14 protein-coding genes are annotated in these 16,882 nt (G+C 45.1%); 6 read left to right on the forward strand and 8 right to left on the reverse strand.

Annotation, left to right across the window (positions count from 1 at the left end; all coding sequences use genetic code 11):
- Positions 1-3: 3 nt before the first annotated feature.
- Together F3I09_RS17865 and F3I09_RS17870 are read right to left on the reverse strand one after the other, a co-directional pair.
- Positions 4-1,509, reverse strand: a complete 1,506-nt coding sequence (locus F3I09_RS17865) for a RagB/SusD family nutrient uptake outer membrane protein (RefSeq protein WP_188133852.1) — start codon at positions 1,507-1,509, stop codon at positions 4-6.
- Positions 1,510-1,528: 19 nt separating this feature from the next.
- Positions 1,529-4,540, reverse strand: coding sequence for a SusC/RagA family TonB-linked outer membrane protein (locus tag F3I09_RS17870; RefSeq protein ID WP_149696389.1), 3,012 nt, complete (start codon positions 4,538-4,540; stop codon positions 1,529-1,531).
- Positions 4,541-4,744: 204 nt separating this feature from the next.
- Between F3I09_RS17870 and F3I09_RS17875 the strand changes: the two genes are divergently transcribed.
- Positions 4,745-5,644 carry an AraC family transcriptional regulator gene (locus F3I09_RS17875; protein ID WP_149696390.1) on the forward strand — a complete coding sequence of 300 codons (900 nt, stop codon included), beginning with the start codon at positions 4,745-4,747 and terminating at the stop codon, positions 5,642-5,644.
- A 365-nt stretch (positions 5,645-6,009) separates the two neighbouring features.
- Complete coding sequence (locus tag F3I09_RS17880) at positions 6,010-7,155, forward strand: acyltransferase (RefSeq protein WP_149696391.1); 1,146 nt, start codon at positions 6,010-6,012, stop codon at positions 7,153-7,155.
- A 136-nt stretch (positions 7,156-7,291) separates the two neighbouring features.
- On the opposite strand, the gene F3I09_RS17885 is transcribed toward F3I09_RS17880, so the two are convergent.
- Positions 7,292-7,915, reverse strand: a complete 624-nt coding sequence (locus F3I09_RS17885) for an HAD family hydrolase (protein ID WP_149696392.1) — start codon at positions 7,913-7,915, stop codon at positions 7,292-7,294.
- 671 nt (positions 7,916-8,586) lie between these two features.
- On the opposite strand from F3I09_RS17885, the gene F3I09_RS17890 reads away from it, so the two are divergent.
- The 4 genes from F3I09_RS17890 (at position 8,587) to F3I09_RS17905 (ending at position 12,547) form a co-directional block, all read left to right on the forward strand.
- The gene (locus tag F3I09_RS17890; protein ID WP_149696393.1) at positions 8,587-9,954 is read left to right on the forward strand and encodes a porin; all 1,368 of its coding nucleotides are present in this window, start codon (positions 8,587-8,589) and stop codon (positions 9,952-9,954) included.
- Positions 9,955-10,148: 194 nt separating this feature from the next.
- Positions 10,149-10,577, forward strand: a complete 429-nt coding sequence (locus tag F3I09_RS17895) for a thioesterase family protein (RefSeq protein WP_149696394.1) — start codon at positions 10,149-10,151, stop codon at positions 10,575-10,577.
- 187 nt (positions 10,578-10,764) lie between these two features.
- Positions 10,765-11,688 (forward strand): glycosyl hydrolase family 18 protein, encoded by a 924-nt coding sequence (locus F3I09_RS17900; RefSeq protein WP_149696395.1) that lies wholly within the window; start codon positions 10,765-10,767, stop codon positions 11,686-11,688.
- 328 nt (positions 11,689-12,016) lie between these two features.
- Positions 12,017-12,547 (forward strand): hypothetical protein, encoded by a 531-nt coding sequence (locus tag F3I09_RS17905; RefSeq protein ID WP_149696396.1) that lies wholly within the window; start codon positions 12,017-12,019, stop codon positions 12,545-12,547.
- Here F3I09_RS17905 and F3I09_RS17910 read toward each other — a convergent pair.
- From F3I09_RS17910 to F3I09_RS17930, 5 genes are all read right to left on the reverse strand, one after another.
- Positions 12,534-12,716 carry a hypothetical protein gene (locus F3I09_RS17910; RefSeq protein WP_149696397.1) on the reverse strand — a complete coding sequence of 61 codons (183 nt, stop codon included), beginning with the start codon at positions 12,714-12,716 and terminating at the stop codon, positions 12,534-12,536. The genes F3I09_RS17905 and F3I09_RS17910 overlap by 14 nt on opposite strands.
- 45 nt (positions 12,717-12,761) lie before the next feature.
- Positions 12,762-14,459: an ATP-binding protein gene (locus F3I09_RS17915; protein WP_149696398.1), complete on the reverse strand. Its 1,698-nt coding sequence runs from the start codon at positions 14,457-14,459 to the stop codon at positions 12,762-12,764.
- A gap of 1 nt (position 14,460) precedes the next feature.
- Positions 14,461-15,585 carry a sensor protein KdpD gene (locus F3I09_RS17920; protein ID WP_149696399.1) on the reverse strand — a complete coding sequence of 375 codons (1,125 nt, stop codon included), beginning with the start codon at positions 15,583-15,585 and terminating at the stop codon, positions 14,461-14,463.
- Between the two features lie 111 nt (positions 15,586-15,696).
- Entirely contained in the window at positions 15,697-16,287 is a 591-nt protein-coding gene (locus F3I09_RS17925) for a GNAT family N-acetyltransferase (protein ID WP_149696400.1), read from the reverse strand.
- Positions 16,288-16,298: 11 nt separating this feature from the next.
- Positions 16,299-16,862, reverse strand: a complete 564-nt coding sequence (locus tag F3I09_RS17930) for a K(+)-transporting ATPase subunit C (protein ID WP_149696401.1) — start codon at positions 16,860-16,862, stop codon at positions 16,299-16,301.
- Positions 16,863-16,882: the final 20 nt, after the last annotated feature.

Genomic DNA, 16,882 nt, shown 5'->3' on the forward strand with positions numbered 1-16,882 from the left:
AGATTAATAACCCTCGTTTTGATCTTTAGGAGTAAGTTTCGGATTGTTCTCAAATTCTTTTGCCGGGATCGGATACAACAGGTGTTTAGGCTGGATATTGGGCGTTGCATCAGGATTGTTCATCCTTACGGCATTCAGCAGGGTACCGGTCCTTTTCAGGTCGAACCATCTCCATCCTTCAAAGCCCAGTTCGCGCATGCGCTCCATCATGATCTCAGTGCGCAGCTGGTCCTGTGAGGGGACGCCGCCATGAACATCTTCCCATTTACCAAGACCGGCGCGCTGCCTGATCTTATTCAGGTTGGTCAGGGCGGTTGGTACGTCGTTCTGCTCGTTGACAGCTTCTGCATACATCAGTATTGCATCTGCGAGGCGGAGATAGTACATATTCCTGGAAGACAGTGAGCCACTCACGGATACGCCGGTGGTAATGTCAAATTTCTTCACATGTGGTTTGCCTACATCTTCCCACCAGGAGTAGTCAACCAGTTGACCGGCGGCATTATAGAACACTGTGCGGAATGTGGCATCTTTCCGGAGGTCGCCATCTTCGAAACTGTTGAAGAAGTAATCGGTAGGAATAATAACATGGCCGCCAGCTCCGGTCAGGTTAGGCTGGTTGATCTGCCAGGCGCCTGTGTTGTTGGCCATATTGCTGGTATTGTCCGGTTCATTGGAGAATTGTATTTCAAACAGGGACTCGATATTGTTTTCATTTTTCTCCACGAACAGGTCGGCGTATACCGGCATGAGGCTGGTTTTTGAAGAGGTCAGCAATGGTTCCAGTGTGCTTCTAGCGAGATCATACTGCTTGCGGGTGAGGTATACTTTACCCAGCAGTGCGATGGCTGCTTCTTTATTGGCGCGGCCCACATCCGGACCGTTATTGCCTTTATTGTTCAGGTGTTCAGCTGCATACTGCAGGTCGGATATCACCAGCTTGTATACATCTTCAGCGGTACTTCTCGGATAACCGTCTCTGACAGCATCCGGGTTCTCAACGTCGGTAGGCATCGGAACGCCATCGTACAACTGTACCAGGTAGAAGTAGAACAATGCGCGCATGAACTTTGCTTCTCCGAGCGCCCGCATTTTGAAGTCTTCATTTACGGCAGATTGCTGTGTATACCTGATGGCAGTGTTAGCGTTATTGATGCCCTTATAGCAGTTGATCCAAAAGCCCTGTACTACATCGTTTTGGGCAGTTAGGAGGAGCGAGTAACTGTTCACTGCTGCAAATCCCTGCCAGTAAGGACCCCAGGTAGGTACGAAGATGGTCATTTTTGCCTCATCGGTGCCCACCATGCCGACTATGGCATAATCTGATCTTTTCAGGACCAGCAGTTGGCGGTAGATGCCTGTGATGCCAGCTGTAATGCCGGCTTCGTCTTTATATAGTTCTTCCGGAGAAACGAAGACCTCCGGTTTAATATCAAGCTGTTTACTACAGCCGGAAGCGAACACTCCGGCGAGTACGATGAACAACAGTATATAGCGATGCGTTTGCATAAGTATCATTTTTAGGAAATTATAAACCCATTTTTAAACCGAACAGCCAGGTCCTGAAGCGGGGATATATATCGTAAGCCCCCTGTGCCACACCTATTTCAGGATCAGTTCCTTTATACCCTGTGAACAGGAATGGTTCCAATGCCTGGGCATATACGTTCAGTGACCTTATTTTCAGCTTAGATAAAAGGGTCGGTGAGAAGTCGTATGCCAGTGTGATATTCCTGATGCGGAGGAAGTCTCCTTTCTGAACCGCGAAGCTGGAAGAGCCCTGTGGCAGTGTTCTGGTAGAACTGCCGAATGCATTGGGACGTGGAATGTTGGTATTCGTATTTTCTGGTGTCCAATAGTTCAGTCCATCTTTCAGGATCACCTTTCGGCCATCTGAATAGACATAGTCCATATACGCCTTGTTGTAGATATCATGACCGTACATATAACTCGCAAATACGGTCATCGATACGCGTTTGTACCTGAAATAGTTCCAGATACCGCCCCAGGCTTTAGGAGTAGTACGGCCTACTATTGCCCTGTCGTATTGATTGATGATGCCATCATTGTTCAGGTCTTTGATACGTACGTCACCTGGTCTGCCGGTAGGGTTCAATTTGAAGTCATCGCCTTTATTGTAGATGCCATCGAACACATAATCGACGATCAGGCTGTTTGGCGCCTCACCTACTTTCAGGTAAGGGCTAAGAGAGTCTCTGCCTGGCAGCAATGCGGTTACTTTGGATTTATATTTAGACCAGTTAAGATCCATCTGCCAGTCGAAGTTAGGGGTCTTAACCGGGTATAGTTTCAGCCCGATGTCCATACCTCTTGTGTTCATAGATGCCACATTGATCATAGTAGCATCGAAGCCCTGTGAAGGCGCCAGTGTGTTTTGTAAGAGCAGGTTTTTGATATTCTTGTTATAGAAGTCAAACGTCATTTGTATCCGGTTGTTCAGCAGGCCGAGGTCAAAGCCGGTATTGAACTGATGCTGGCTTTCCCATTTCAGTGCGCTGTTCCCCTTGTTGCTGCCTATCTGGTAGCCGCTGGATTGTGTACTGCCATTAAAGGGATAAGTGGCGGCATTCATCTGTGAGAAGATCTTGTCGTAGGAAACGTCCTGGTTACCGATCACACCATAGCTGATCCTGATCTTGGCATCGCTGACGCGTGATTTAAACTTTACGCCCAGGAATGGTTCATCGATCAGGCGCCAGGCGCCGCTGATGGAGGGGAAGAACCCGTAACGGTTCTCTGCACCGAAACGGGAAGATCCATCGTAACGGGCGGTGACGTTGAGGATATAACGTTGTTTGTATTTATAGATAGCCCTGCCCAGCAGTGAGCTGGTAGCCCAGTTAAAGTAGTCGCTGGAAATATAATCCCTTCTGGTGGCCAGGTTCATGTTTTTATAAGTCAGTTCATCTGTCGGGAAGCCGGAAGCCTGTTCGAAGTTCCATTCCTGTCTTCTTTTCTGGAAAGTAAAACCAGAGAGGAGGTTGAGGGAATGTTCCTCAGAAGGGTTGTAATCGTAGGTCATGGTATTTTCCCACAACCAGTCGCGGTAACCGAAGTTCTGTACTTTGGCCACGCCTTTCTGCAGGTATCCGGCGCTGGTGTTTCTTGGGTAGTATTCAAACTGCTGGTTCTTATAGATATCTGCACCCACGTTGGAGCGGAAGCTCAGGCCGGGCAGCAGTTTATAATCCAGGTACATATTGCCTATCAGCCTGTCGTCTATGCGGCGGTTGGTAGCGTCCAGTGCAAGGGAAAGCGGATTATTGTTTGTGAGGTTGCCTGTGCTTGGATCTATTTCTATGGATGCTTTACCTGTTGAATCATAGATGGGCCGCAGAGGGCTCATGGTCACGGCGGCATAGTAGGCTTCATTGCTAACGACACTGGTCTGAATGTGGGAATAGTTCGTATTCAGGCCAATGGTCAGTTTGTCTGTTACGGCCGATTCCAGGTTTGCTTTCAGGGCGTAGCGTTTCATGTTGGAGCCTTTGATAATACCATCCTGGTTGAGGTAGTTACCACTCAGGTACACCTTATTCTTACCGATACCGTTGGATATGCTCAGTGTATGGCTTTGTTGTTGTGCAACCTGTGTGATGGCGCCGGGCCAGTCGTAGGTCTTACCTTCCGCCAGACTTTTCAGTTCTACGGCGCTGAATATCTTTTTGTCTGTTTCCGGGTCATTCATTGGCCAGCCGGTAGCACTTTCATCATACCATGCGAGGCGGCGGAGATAGCCATACTGGGCGCCGTCTATGAAATCGTAGGTTTTAACGATCTTCTGTACGCCGTAATAGCCGTTGTAGTCAACGGAAGCACGGCCGGTTTTAGCCTTCTTAGTAGTAATGATCACTACGCCGGCAGCTGCACGGGCGCCATATATAGCGGCCGCAGAGGCGTCTTTCAGCACGTCTATGGATTCAATGTCATATGGGTTGATCTCCCTGATATCGCCGGTGAGGATGACACCGTCTACCACATAAATGGGACCGTCGCCCTGCGTGATAGAGTTGATACCCCTGATCCTGATGGTTGTACCGGCGCCCGGCTGATAGCCTGCGCTGCTGATCTGCACACCTGGTACCCTGGCCTGCAGGGCGCTGTTGATGGAGGTAGCGGGCAGTTCGGAGATCTCTTTGCTGGACACGCTGGATACGGCGCTGGTGATGTCTTTCTTTTTCTGCTGACCGTAACCGATCACCACGACTTCATCCAGTCCGGAGACCTCTGTCTCCATTCTTATGACGAGCGATGTCTGTCCGGGATTGAAGGTGACGGTCTGGGACTTGTAACCCACGAACCGGAAAGTGAGGACGGCTTTTGCTGTGGGCAGGGGAAACTGTCCGTCAGCATCCGCTTTCATGGAAGCTCCTTTGTTGGTCGCGTTGTTGATGGTGACGAAAGGTAGCGGTTTACCTGAAGCTGCATCCAGCACCTTGCCCCCTGGTGCCTTGTCTTGTGCTGATATCCATGTGTTTAAAGATAACAGCAGGATAAACAGGGATAAAATTTTTTTCATAACATGAATTTGCCAGTGTTTGAAATGCTGATTGATACTAAGTACCCGAATAGATTGTCAGTTGTTGGTTTGCTGATGTTGTGGAATTGTGTTTTAGTTCACGGATCAAATTTCGGGTTTCGCTGTAAGGGGGGAAATAGGGTTTCTTATGAAAATGATGGATTATTTTCTGGTTTTTGTATCTTGGTCCCGGATTCCATGAATATGAAAGAGAAAGTACTTAAAAAACGGGAAGGGTTTGAGGGGCAGCAGCTGATAGTGGTGCCTAAAAAGATCTCAGCAGATTTCCTGACGAAGGATCCCATTACCCGGCAGCTGTACATTACTGATATCGGGTATTATCCGAGAGCGCGTTATCATTATATTAGGCGGGCTGCAGGGGCAGGCCAGCATATTATTATCTATTGTATAGAAGGGCGGGGATGGATAGAGATAGACAAAAAGAGGATTGATGTCTTACCCTCCCAGTTGATGATTATCCCTTCCGGTATGGCGCATAAATATATGTCGGACGAGCATGACCCATGGACAATTTACTGGATACATTTTAAAGGGGATATTTCGGCTTTTATAGTAGAGCTGATCCTTCAAAGGGCGAAGAACTACAAGTTGCACCTGACATATAATGAGACCCGTATCCGCTTGTTTGAGGAGATCTGTTTAAATCTGCAGAAGGGGTATAGCGGGGATAATCTCCGATATGTGAATATGATCTTTAATCATTTTCTTTCTTCGTTATTATATGAGGAAAAGTTTAATCATGCAGGGCAGGAAGAGGCTGATGATATCATTGCGCATACGATAAGTATGATGCAGAAAAGGCTGGATCAGGTGATCACCTTGCAGGAGCTGTCGAGCTATGCGGGATTGTCGGTTTCTCATTTCTCGGCGGTATTCCGTGAGAAGACAGGGTATTCGCCGATAGAGTATTTCAATCATCTGAAGATCCAGAAGGCGTGTCAGTATCTGATGTTTTCGAATGCTACGGTGAAGGAAGTGGCGAACAGGTTGGGGGTAGAGGACCAGTATTATTTTTCGAGGATGTTTTCGAAGTTGATGGGGATGTCGCCGTCGGAGTATAGGAATAGGGCGGTGGAGCAGTAAGAGAGTGACCGGCTGGTAGTGCAGCAGCCTGTCGTGGGAAAGTGGTTATAACTTACGCTCTCTCTCTAATTGAAGCATTTCTTCCCAAGATGAATTCGCTACTATGGCAGGCGTAATTATAATTTTGAGGTTGCGGATATACGTGGTTTTATCATCAAATTTTTTCGGGATGATTTAGATGGAAGATATTTGGATTTCTGTTATTTAGATTTCGATTGCAATAAAAAACTTTTGCAGGAAAGCCGGATTTACATACATTCGCGACATCCCAAAAGACGTGCCCCATATAATAAGAACCGAATATACGTTTATAGCTGTCTGCAAGACAGCGACCAGTCCACTGAAAAAATGAAAAACTAGTAGTCATGCGAACCTCAGAAAATCATGTTACGTTGGAGAGCAAAAATGCTGAACATTATTATTGGTTAGATCTGTTTAGAGGGTTAGCGGCCCTGATTGTTGTTACAACCCATTGCCGCACCATGTTATTTGTTGAGTATGGTTTATTGCCTCCTGAGGACAAGACGGTACAAAATTCAATCTTCTTCTTTCTTACCCGCGTTTCGCACGAAGCGGTGCTGCTTTTCTTTGTGCTCAGCGGTTTCCTGGTTGGAGGAAAAGTTATTCAGCGATTGAAAGCGGGAACTTTTAACCTTAAATCGTATGCGCTTGACAGAACGGTGCGCATAATGCTACCCTTGCTTTCAGCGTTGATATTAATTCTTATATGCAATACGATTATTGGTCAGAAATATAGTGTTATTGACTATTTGGGAAATATACTTTCGTTGCAGGGCATATTGGTACCCTGGGTCAGCGGACCATTATGGTCATTGGCATATGAGGTCTGGTTCTATGTTTTAATGGGAGGAGCGGCCTGGTGGTTAACGACCACGAAAAACACTTATCGGTATATAGGCATTGCGCTTCTCTTTATTAACTTCCTGATTTTTTCAGACAGCCTCAAGGTAACCTATCTTTTTATCTGGTTACTGGGGGCTATGTCCTTCTTTTATGTAAAGAAGAATAATTTTGTTTTATTAGGAGGTGTATTAGCCCTTATCGCTTCTATGATGGCTCTTCAGTTCTTTGGCAGAGAGAGCCGTACTTTTAAATTGCATGATGTTGATAATATAAAGACTATCTGTGAATTGTGTCTGGGAATATCCATGTGTATTATTGTTCAGCAGGTGATACACCGTAAGCCGAAGGGTAAATTGGCGATCCTTTTAAATAAGTTTGGAACCTGGCTGGCAGATTTTTCATATACTTTATATCTGACACATCTGCCGATAGTATATGTTCTGGTACACTTTGGATTCCCCAAAAGTCAGTCAATAAATGTTGTATCCATTGGTTATTACCTTTCTGCTATCGCTATCTCTCTGGTTAGTTCATACCTGATTTATCTCGTATTTGAGAAAAGAACGAAGTATGTTAAAGAGATACTAAAGAGAAAAATCCCTTCGAAGGAAGGTTTGGAGCAGCAGCAATACCGGAAAAGGGCATAGGGAAAGTAAATATTGCAGTAGATAGTACAGAACATATAACACCAGATAATACGGAAAACCCGTTTCTATCGCCTTGTCATCATTGATGCATGAGATAGAAACGGGTTTCTTCATCCTGGAGGTGTCAAAGCCAGGATCAATCCACTACAAAGCCATATTTGGCCAGGTTCTCTTTCGTTGCTTCGTATGTTTTATGCTGAAGGCCGTTGATGCCCAGACCTTCTGCTACAGATACAAACATTGCTCTGTCATCGATATATAATACTTCCGCTGGTTTTACCAGCGCGATATCCAGTGCTATGCGCCAGATGTCGGCATCTGGTTTCCTGAAATGCACAAAACAGGAGGAAATAAAGAAGTCTACAAACTTATTGATACCAAATTGCCGTATACGGTATTCATTTAACTCCCTGCCTTCATTATTGACAATGGCGATCTTGATACCATATTTCGCCTTGATCTTACACACGAGGTCTATCATTTCGGGAATAGGCGTAGTAACGGAGAACATAAACGCCCGGAATTCTTCTTCGGTAAAAGACCTTTGTTCGTAAAATACCGTTCTGTGCAGGTATTCGTCCAGTGTCAGTTTGCCTTCCTCATAGGTGTCAAATGTGAGGTGGTGACGTTCTTCCAGTTCCGGAAGATCCAGCGAGAATCTGGCGGCCGCCTCTCTTCTTGCAGTGCGGTCCCAGCCATTGCTTAGTAGTACACCGCCTATGTCCAGGAATAATGTCGTAATTGTTGGATGCTGTTGCATAGTGCTAAAAGTATATGATCTGCTGTATTAATGGTAAAATCGTTTAATCTGTTGTCCTTTTCCGGGACATTAAAACAGGAAAGTAATAAAAATATTAATAATTGATTTCAGAATACTGAAAAAGAACAACAGTAGCCCACGGATATACATGAAGATACCAGCAAAAATAGTTGGTATTACAAAGGCCGGAGCACAAAAGTACCCCAGCCGATAGCTAATTTAAGAACAGCAAACGCTACGTATTATAATAGAGATTTATAGCCTAACAAAAGACAACTGATAATAAATCTGTTGACGGGCTTATAATGACAAATGTGAGGCCTCTTTGTGGCTGCTTTTTATAAGCGTATGATGTATAGTGATTTGTGTTCTGTTGGGATGCCATGCCAGGCTTGAATTCCGTCTCATTTTGAGATGACCCCTGTTCGTTTTGAGAAAACAGGGAAGAAAAGAGAATGACCTGCCATTCTGATAAAAGTTTCTCAAGATGAGAGGCTTTTTTTATGTTTTTTCCGGTATGGCCCGGGCTGTGATTCCTTCTGAAATGTGCTATGGTAAGGAGTTGGAGTTGGTTTCTGAAATTATTATTGCGCTAACTGGTACATGCTTTGGCATATGGTACAGCATTATTAGGCAACTTGTTTAATATGGGAACCAAACAACACAAACAAATGAAAAAAGCATTTCTAGTACTTGCATTAGCATCAAAGACTATTTGTACAATCGCACAGGACACCACAGCAACTACGGAAAAAGTACCATTTGACGGCATTGATCAGACCTGGCAGAATGGTAACGACAGAAGGGAGAATCCGGCATTTCAGAATATGAAATTCTTCACCCCAAGTATCATGATGGATATCAACTATACACATTCGTTCAATAAACCCAATGATAATACTGTAGTAGGATCTACCGCACTGGCCCGTAACAATGAAGTTCAATTGTCTGCCTTGCACTTTGGTGGCGATTTCTATTATAAAGGCGCCAGGGCAAGGGTAATGACCCAATTTGGTACACGTTCCATTGTGGTGCCACGTAATGACTACAGCCCTTATCGCGGACAGTACCAGTTAGCCAATGCATACCGTTATTTAAGCGAGGCTTATGCCGGATATCACATCAATAAATGGTATGGTATTAACATTGACGCGGGTATGTTCATGAGTTATGTTGGTCTGAACTCATACTATCAGCCGGAGAACTGGGAATACCAGGCTTCCTTTACTTCTGACAATACTCCCTGGTTCTTCAATGGACTACGTATCCAGATCTTCCCTACAAAAAACATAAAGATCGAACCCTGGATCATCAATGGCTGGCAGAGCTATGGTAAGTTCAACAAAATGCCAGGATTCGGTTTCAACTTCACCTACATGTCCGACAACAGCAACCTGAAGGCGCTGACGAATGACTATTATGGCACTGACGCTGCAGGTATACCTGAAAGAAAACGTTTCCACTCTGATAATAGCTTACTGGTGAGATATTATAATAAACCGAAGTCAAAAGGCATCAGCAGAATGGCCTTTTCTCTGACGGGAGATGTTGGTTTTGAAAAAGGCGGTGGCGTGAATGGATTTAAAGACAGTGATAAAAACGGGCCTGCACAGTATTTCCTGAGCGGAATGGTCTATAACCGTGTATGGTTCAACAGGAACAAGTTTGCATGGACTGTAGGCGGTGGCGTGATGACGAATCCGGGCAGATATTTAGTGCTTTACCCAACAGGCCAGGCGAGTCCTTTACCTAATCCGCTCGATCCTACCAAAACAGAAGGCGCGTTCCCGTTCAGTGCTAATCCTGGTGATAAATTTAAGGGCTGGGATATGTCGACCAACTTTGACTATATGCCAAACCAGAGTATCACCTTCAGATTTGAGCTGGTGAACAGGCATTCCGATGTACCTTATTTTGCGGGAGAAGGTGGTGTAACTTCCCAGACTGGTTATACTACAACGCCACTGGACCCTAACTGGCGTCCTGACCTGGTGAAATCAGAAACAAGAATTATACTCGCTGCATTATTCAGACTGTAATAGTTTTAACCATTTGAATACATGATGCCCTTCCTTTTCCGGGAGGGCATTATTCTTTATATGAGTTCCGGTAGGCGTAAGCCTGCTATAGCATAGAATATCTGTCAGAATATCCCCATAATAGGGGATATATGGGATGTAAGAAATCAGCCGGCCAAGGCTTATCTTTGCCGGCATAAAACTAAAGGTCACACATGGAATATTCAAAAATCTATAAGGTAAAGGAGGAACATATCGACGTACAGGGTATCATGGATGGGTTATATTACCCTTTCTATATGGAATACTGCCGGCATGACTATATCAGGGAGGTATTGGGATTTGACTTCGCTGAGGAAGCTGCCAAAGGTATTCATATGGTATTATCCCAATACACGATCAAGTTCCTGCGTTCTTTGAAGAAAGATGATGAATTTACCGTGACCTGCGAGTTGTTTGCAGATGCCGGTGGTCAGCCGAGACTGCATTTCAAACAGTCCATTATTCTGAATGGTAAGGTAATGACTACTGCAGTGTTTACCGGTACCTGTGTAGCCGCGACCGGGGGCAGACCTTATCTGCCAACAGGAATGACGGATAAACTGGTGGACGCACCAAAACTGGATGTCGCGACGTTAAAGTAAAAGTTGTTTAGTTATATATTTTGTCTCCCGGATGGTGAAAACTGTCCGGGAGTTTTTGTTTTATATTAATCTACGTTTGATGGTTGCAGGAATTCTTTGTCCTGATTAGCTGAGGCTGATTTTGCAATATAGAATCATTTAAATTAGCAATGACAAGATTTCCATGTAAACCCTCTATCCTTGAGTTATGAAAACATCCCTTTTTGCAAGCCTGTGTATTGCTTTATTGGCAGTTGTAGTTTCCTGTCAGAAAGAATCTGAGCAACAGCCGCAGCCTGAAACTCCTGATGTCACTGTTGAAGCATTACCCACACATTTTAAAGTGGCGTATTATGCCTTTGATGCTACTCCCAATCAGTTGCCACTCACACAATTCGCCAATGAAGCGAATGTAGTGGTATTGTTTGAAGGTACTGCCTGGGAAATGGCAGATTCTGTTCACTATGGCAGTTCAGGTAGTTATATACTGAATGTCAATCCTAATTATCACTCTTATAAATCTATCCGGGATCATGTGCGTGTGCTACAGCAAAGAGGTGTGAAGGTATTGATGAATGTAGATGATGCTCCATCATGGAACACCACTACGCCTTTTACTACTTACAATGGTCAAGGGCTTAACTATCAGCAGTTTGCCTCCTTTGTGAAAGCCTGTATCATTGATTCGCTGCATTTCGACGGGATTGCACTTGATGTGGAGCATTTGGGCAGTACGGCCGCCAATACGAATTTTACCAACCTGGTGAAGCAATTTGGTAGTTACTTTGGACCATTATCCTCTAATAGTACCAGCACCGTGTATACTGCTGCTATATACAGCGGAGCACAGGCAGGGTATGCTATCGGACAATCTCCGTCGGTAGCGCAGTATCTGAATTTTGTGGAGGATATGGGTTATTCTCAGAACAATACGACGCGCTTCAACCGTTGGGCTAATTCCATTGGAGCGAATAAAACCATGATCGGGGTTTCCAGGCAGTATAACTCCGTGAGTAGTGCAATAACTGCGGCGGACTGGTTGCCTGCAAGTGGTAGTAAGGCGGGGATTATGGTGTTTGCAGGGAATGTTGATTCTTCTTATACGAATCGTATTTTCAGGGCCTTGAGGTAGATAAAAGTGAAAGGCAAGGCTTCTTTCCAGAATAAACATTTTGAATATACGAATTACAAAAGAGGGGTAAGGCATACCCCTCTTTTACTTTATATTTGCATAAACAATTCCTCCTTCGGTTTTCTGAACTTCTTCCTTGCCAATGCCGGGTCATCGTTGTGCCGGTAGCCAATCGCGGCAATGACACAGGCAGCTGAAAAAACATGATGAGTATATTGTGGCACAGGGCCATACGCCTGTTTCATTAGCAGAAGCCCGTCGGGAGGCAGCGATAATACAGCTATTGCACTAAGGAGCTCCAATTGCAGAATTAACTAAAGATCAGATTATGGATCAGGCAGCAACTATTAAATTGATTGAACAGCATATTTTGAGCCAGCGTGGCACCCATTGGTTGAAAGCTACCTCTGTGCTGCCGGCATGGAAATACGCATTTTATAATCCGGCAAAGAAAAACAGCGAAGGATCGATAGTGATTAAAAGGGATTATAGTACGCTGATCGCCTGGGCTGCGCTAATATTGTTTTTTTCAATTTTGCTGGTGGTAAATGGCATTTATAAACTGTTATATCTTCCGGGCATTGCGGTTGTCTTGCTTGGCCTTATAAAATACTATTACTATGGTAATAGCGCCATGATTGTTAACGCCACCGGCATCACTTTTAATTTCCGTACTTACAATTGGAAGGATTATAATGCTGCATTTATCAGCTTTACCTGTTTTATTAAGGACCCGGACGTACAACTGATATTCGTCGATAGTTCACACCAACTTACCTTCCTGAATATTACCCATATGAGAAAATGGAATACTATCGGTACTGCTATAAGAGATTTTCAACCTGCTAACTGGAGGTAATAACGGCTCGTGGCACCACCGGTTCAACAGGTGCCAAGGGATAAGAAACAAAAAAGTTCGCTCTGACCGTAACATTCCGGAAGGTAGCACGTCCCCTGCCGGTGTTCCCGACGCCGTTGTCGTGTCTGAGCAGATCAATGTATTGTTTTTCGCCTGTTATTTCATTCATCACCGGTAAATATAATATTTTATACTTGCCGGTTTTACTGCTTACTTACGCATGATACACCGGCAAACTGAACCCAAACGTACTCCCTTCCCCGAGTTTACTGTCTACCCAGATCTTTCCGCCCTGTGCTTCTATGAACTCCCTGGAGATAGATAGTCCCAGTCCCGTACCCACTTTCTCTGGCGTGCCCGGTACTTTGAAATAACGATCAAAAATGCGGGAGAGGTATTTCTCTTCGATTCCTCTGCCATGATCACAGACGGAAAACTCGATGTTGTTGTCTTTGAGGGAGGTGGTGAGTTCTATCTCCGCGTCTTCGGGAGAGTATTTGACAGCATTGGTCAGGAAGTTGGTCAATACCCAGGCTGTTTTCTCCGGGTCTGTCATTATTTTATTGCCGTTCGTCTTTTTACTGATGCGGATGGCGATATTCTTCTGTTGCGCCAGTGCACTGACGGTATTGGTAGCATTATCGATGATGATGTCGGGTGATACGGGCTCAATCTTTAGTTGTATATGGCCTGTCTCTACCTGGCTCATATTGAGCAGTTCACTTGTGATCTTCAGCAGACGGTTGGCATCATCTGTGATACTTTTTACCAATTCTTCCTGCTCCCTGTTGACGTTACCTATACGGGAATCTGTCAGCAGCTGGGCGCTCATTTTAATAGAAGCAATAGGCGTTTTGAGCTCATGGGATATAGTAGCGATGAAGTTGGTCTTTGCTTCATTGAGTTCATGGAAGGGCGTAATATTACGAAGTACGATCACCTGTCCGACGAGTTTATCGAGGTTTGTTACGTTGAGTATATCGATGTGGAAATAGCTTTCCTTTCCATCAGCGTATATCTTGAGTTCTTTATTCGGACTATCCTGTTTCAACAGATTGCGCATCAGGTCATTGTGGAGCGCAATATCAGGTGCGTACTGGCCCCTGATCTCTGCTTCCTGCAGGCCAAGCAACTTTTCGGCTACCTTGTTCAGGAAGAGGAGGTTCCTGTTCTCATCAAGACCGATAATGCCGTCATTCATCTGGTTGATGATAGTATCGATACGGCTTTTTTCGAATTTGATCTTTGCGAGGTTACTATGCTCATACTCATCCAGTTTTTCGGCCATGCTGTTAAATGCCTGTGCGAGTTCGCCGAATTCATCGTGCTGTGAGATGCGGATGCGTTTGGTATAGTCCTTGTTTACAATAGCCTTGATTCCCTCTGAAAGAGTATTGATTGGCTCACTGATAATACCTGGGAAGTTAACTGCCAGTGTAAATGCGATGAGGGCAAGAAAACCGAAGATGAACATGGTGTAGTTGCTGAAACGCCTCGCATTCTTTTCAGCTACTACATTCTTCCGTTGAATAGCTTCCTGGTTGGCGGAATTGATCTGGTAGATCTCCCGGCGGATAATGGTCTGAATGGAGTCATTGGAAGGATCACTTTTTAACAGTTCAAATGCATTCCTGACGGCAACTGTAGCGCGTCCTTCACCTGGTTCAGTAATATTGGCTTCCTGCTTTGCAAGATTGCTTTCAAACTCGGGGAATACACTGGAGTCAAAGGGCACGCGGTCCATTAATGTCAGCATGTTATTGCTGTACACAAGTGTTTCGTAATTGTCTTCCAGGATGAGACGGGCGTCATTCTTAAGCTGGTATATGGAGAAGATCCCCAGGATACCGGAAATGAGAATGGCTACAAATAAAAATCCAATGCCTATGCTTAATTTCGTCTTTAGACGCATGTTACGAAAGAATTACAATGTCAATGTCCGATTCTGACAACTTGCCCAGCAGTTGTGAGAACACGGCCGTATTCAGCAACATCCCCATTACGTTGAGATGCGGTTTCCCGATGCAGATCGTTGTGATCTTTTTTTCCTCGGCTGTTTGCATAATACTTTTAGCAATATTAGTGCTTTTTACCTTTATCACTTCTCCACCCAGTTCCATCACCAGTTTGAAGTTATTGATCAAATGCCGTTGGGCAGCCAGTCCGATCTTGTCTCCATCCTCTTTGGGCGTTTGTACATAGAGTACATACCATTTGGACTGATAATAGGCGGAGAGCCTGGCCGTCTTACGGATCACTTTTTTAGCTATGAGATGATTGCTGCTGATACATGCCAGGAAGCGCTCATTTCTTGCCTGGGCGCTTCGCGGCAGCGATGAATCTATTTTACGTTCTACCTGGGTAGCTACTTCTTTCAGGGCCAGTTCTCTTAACTGGAGTATCCTTTCCGGCTGGAAGAAGTTCTTTATGGCCACGGCTATCTTGTCAGGAGTATAGATCTTACCTTCTTTCAGGCGGGTGATCAGCTCATCGGCCGTCAGGTCAATATTCACTACTTCATCGGCCTGTTGCAGTACCAGGTCGGGAATGCGTTCTGCAACATCCACACCGGTAATACCTTTTACTTCATCCTGTAAGCCCTCTATATGCTGGATATTGACGGCACTGATGACGTTAATGCCGGCTTCCAGAATTTCCATCACATCCTGCCAGCGTTTTTCGTTCTTACTGCCTTCAATATTGCTATGGGCCAGTTCGTCAATAACCACCACTTCCGGATGAAGATTCAATACAGCCTGCGTGTCCAGTTCTTCGAGGGCCTTGCCTTTGTAGAACAGTTCCCTGCGGGGGATAATGGGCAAGCCGTCCAGCAGGGCATGTGTTTCGGCCCGGTTATGGGTTTCTATGTAGGCAATCCTGATATCCACGCCATTGCGCTGCAGGGTTCTGGCCTCCTGCAACATGCGATAGGTCTTACCTACACCGGCACTCATACCGATGTATATCTTGAACTTTCCTCGCCTGGACTGACGGATCAGGTCGAGGAAGTGTTGGGCATTATTTTCTTTTTCGCTCATAGGCTTAATGTTCAAAAACTCACTTTCCGTCTAAACCCGGGCAGGTCTTCCTGGGAGAGAAGCGCCCGTAGCTTAGTACGGAGGGAGTGAGATGAATCAGGTTACGAAAGATCAGTACGCACTAGCCAAAAGCAGTGCTTCCCTTTCTTCTTCTCTTTGTACGGCGGGAGGCGTATAAAGCATCGCTGTACAAAGACAGTTCTGGCACCCTTTCTTCTGCAGGATATTAAAGTTAACACAACTCCTGCATCCTTTCCAGAATTCCGGGTCCCTGGTTATTTCATTAAAGGTGACTGGTAAAAAACCTAATTTACTGTTCATACGCATAATAGCCAGTCCACTTGTAATGCTGAATAGTTTTGCTGTTGGGTATTTCTCACGCGATAACTGAAAGATCCTTTTCTTGATACGGGATGCGATTCCTTGTCCGCGGAAGCCTGGGTTTACAATCATCCCCGAGTTAGAAACGAACTCCCCGTTGCTCCAGGATTCGATGTAAGAGAAACCTACCCAGATCTTGTTTACAGTCAGTGCTATAACGGCCTTTCCTTCTCTGATCTTCTTCATGATAGCAGTAACAGAACGTTTGCTGATACCGGTACCTCTTGCTTTGGCGGATGCTTCCATCTCTGCAGTGATTGTTGTAGCATATTTACAATCTGAAAGCACCGCCTTTCTGACGATCACTCTGTCGTTGTCCATTTCGGATAGTTTTATTTTAATGTGTCAAGGGCTAAATTGAGTTTCAATACCTTCACTTTGGAAGGTCCGGCAATACCCATCAGCGGACGTTCAGTATGATCAGACACCAATGTCATCAGTTTTGTTTCAGACAGATGACGTACTGCTGCGATACGTTTTACCTGTATCAGGGCGGCAGCAGGAGAGAGGTCAGGGTCCAGGCCACTGCCGGAAGCGGTTACCAGTTCTGCAGGGATGTCTTCTTTCTTTACACCCGGATTATGCGCCAGGAAAGTATCGATACGTTCCTGTACGGTTTTCTGGTAATCGGGGTTGGACGCTCCTTTATTGGAGCCTCCTGATCCGGCAGCATTATAGTTAACGGCAGATGGACGGCCATTGAAGTATTTATCTTCTGTGAAACGTTGACCTACGTTTTCATAACCGACTACTTTGCCATTTACAGCGACTGTTTTACCTTTCCCCTGTCCGGGAGCAGCTTTGGATACTGCCGCTATCAGAGCCGGGTAAAGAACGGCTAAAACGAGTACCATAAAAAGGGTCAGCTTTATAGAAGGCCATATATACTTTTTCATTGTTGTTTTTTTTGATCAGT

Origin of the sequence: Chitinophaga sp. CF418, assembly GCF_900142925.1 — a bacterium.
Taxonomy (GTDB): domain Bacteria; phylum Bacteroidota; class Bacteroidia; order Chitinophagales; family Chitinophagaceae; genus Chitinophaga.

Bases quoted from the DNA above. Each gene is read 5' to 3' on its own strand.
- F3I09_RS17865 (WP_188133852.1), bottom strand. From the start codon at position 1,509: ATGCAAACGCATCGCTATATACTGTTGTTCATCGTACTCGCCGGAGTG.
- F3I09_RS17890 (WP_149696393.1), top strand. From the start codon at position 8,587: ATGAAAAAAGCATTTCTAGTACTTGCATTAGCATCAAAGACTATTTGT.
- F3I09_RS17880 (WP_149696391.1), top strand. From the start codon at position 6,010: ATGCGAACCTCAGAAAATCATGTTACGTTGGAGAGCAAAAATGCTGAA.
- F3I09_RS17870 (WP_149696389.1), bottom strand. From the start codon at position 4,540: ATGAAAAAAATTTTATCCCTGTTTATCCTGCTGTTATCTTTAAACACA.
- F3I09_RS17920 (WP_149696399.1), bottom strand. From the start codon at position 15,585: ATGAGCGAAAAAGAAAATAATGCCCAACACTTCCTCGACCTGATCCGT.
- F3I09_RS17885 (WP_149696392.1), bottom strand. From the start codon at position 7,915: ATGCAACAGCATCCAACAATTACGACATTATTCCTGGACATAGGCGGT.
- F3I09_RS17905 (WP_149696396.1), top strand. From the start codon at position 12,017: ATGGATCAGGCAGCAACTATTAAATTGATTGAACAGCATATTTTGAGC.
- F3I09_RS17875 (WP_149696390.1), top strand. From the start codon at position 4,745: ATGAAAGAGAAAGTACTTAAAAAACGGGAAGGGTTTGAGGGGCAGCAG.
- F3I09_RS17925 (WP_149696400.1), bottom strand. From the start codon at position 16,287: ATGGACAACGACAGAGTGATCGTCAGAAAGGCGGTGCTTTCAGATTGT.
- F3I09_RS17895 (WP_149696394.1), top strand. From the start codon at position 10,149: ATGGAATATTCAAAAATCTATAAGGTAAAGGAGGAACATATCGACGTA.
- F3I09_RS17915 (WP_149696398.1), bottom strand. From the start codon at position 14,459: ATGCGTCTAAAGACGAAATTAAGCATAGGCATTGGATTTTTATTTGTA.
- F3I09_RS17900 (WP_149696395.1), top strand. From the start codon at position 10,765: ATGAAAACATCCCTTTTTGCAAGCCTGTGTATTGCTTTATTGGCAGTT.
- F3I09_RS17930 (WP_149696401.1), bottom strand. From the start codon at position 16,862: ATGAAAAAGTATATATGGCCTTCTATAAAGCTGACCCTTTTTATGGTA.
- F3I09_RS17910 (WP_149696397.1), bottom strand. From the start codon at position 12,716: ATGAATGAAATAACAGGCGAAAAACAATACATTGATCTGCTCAGACAC.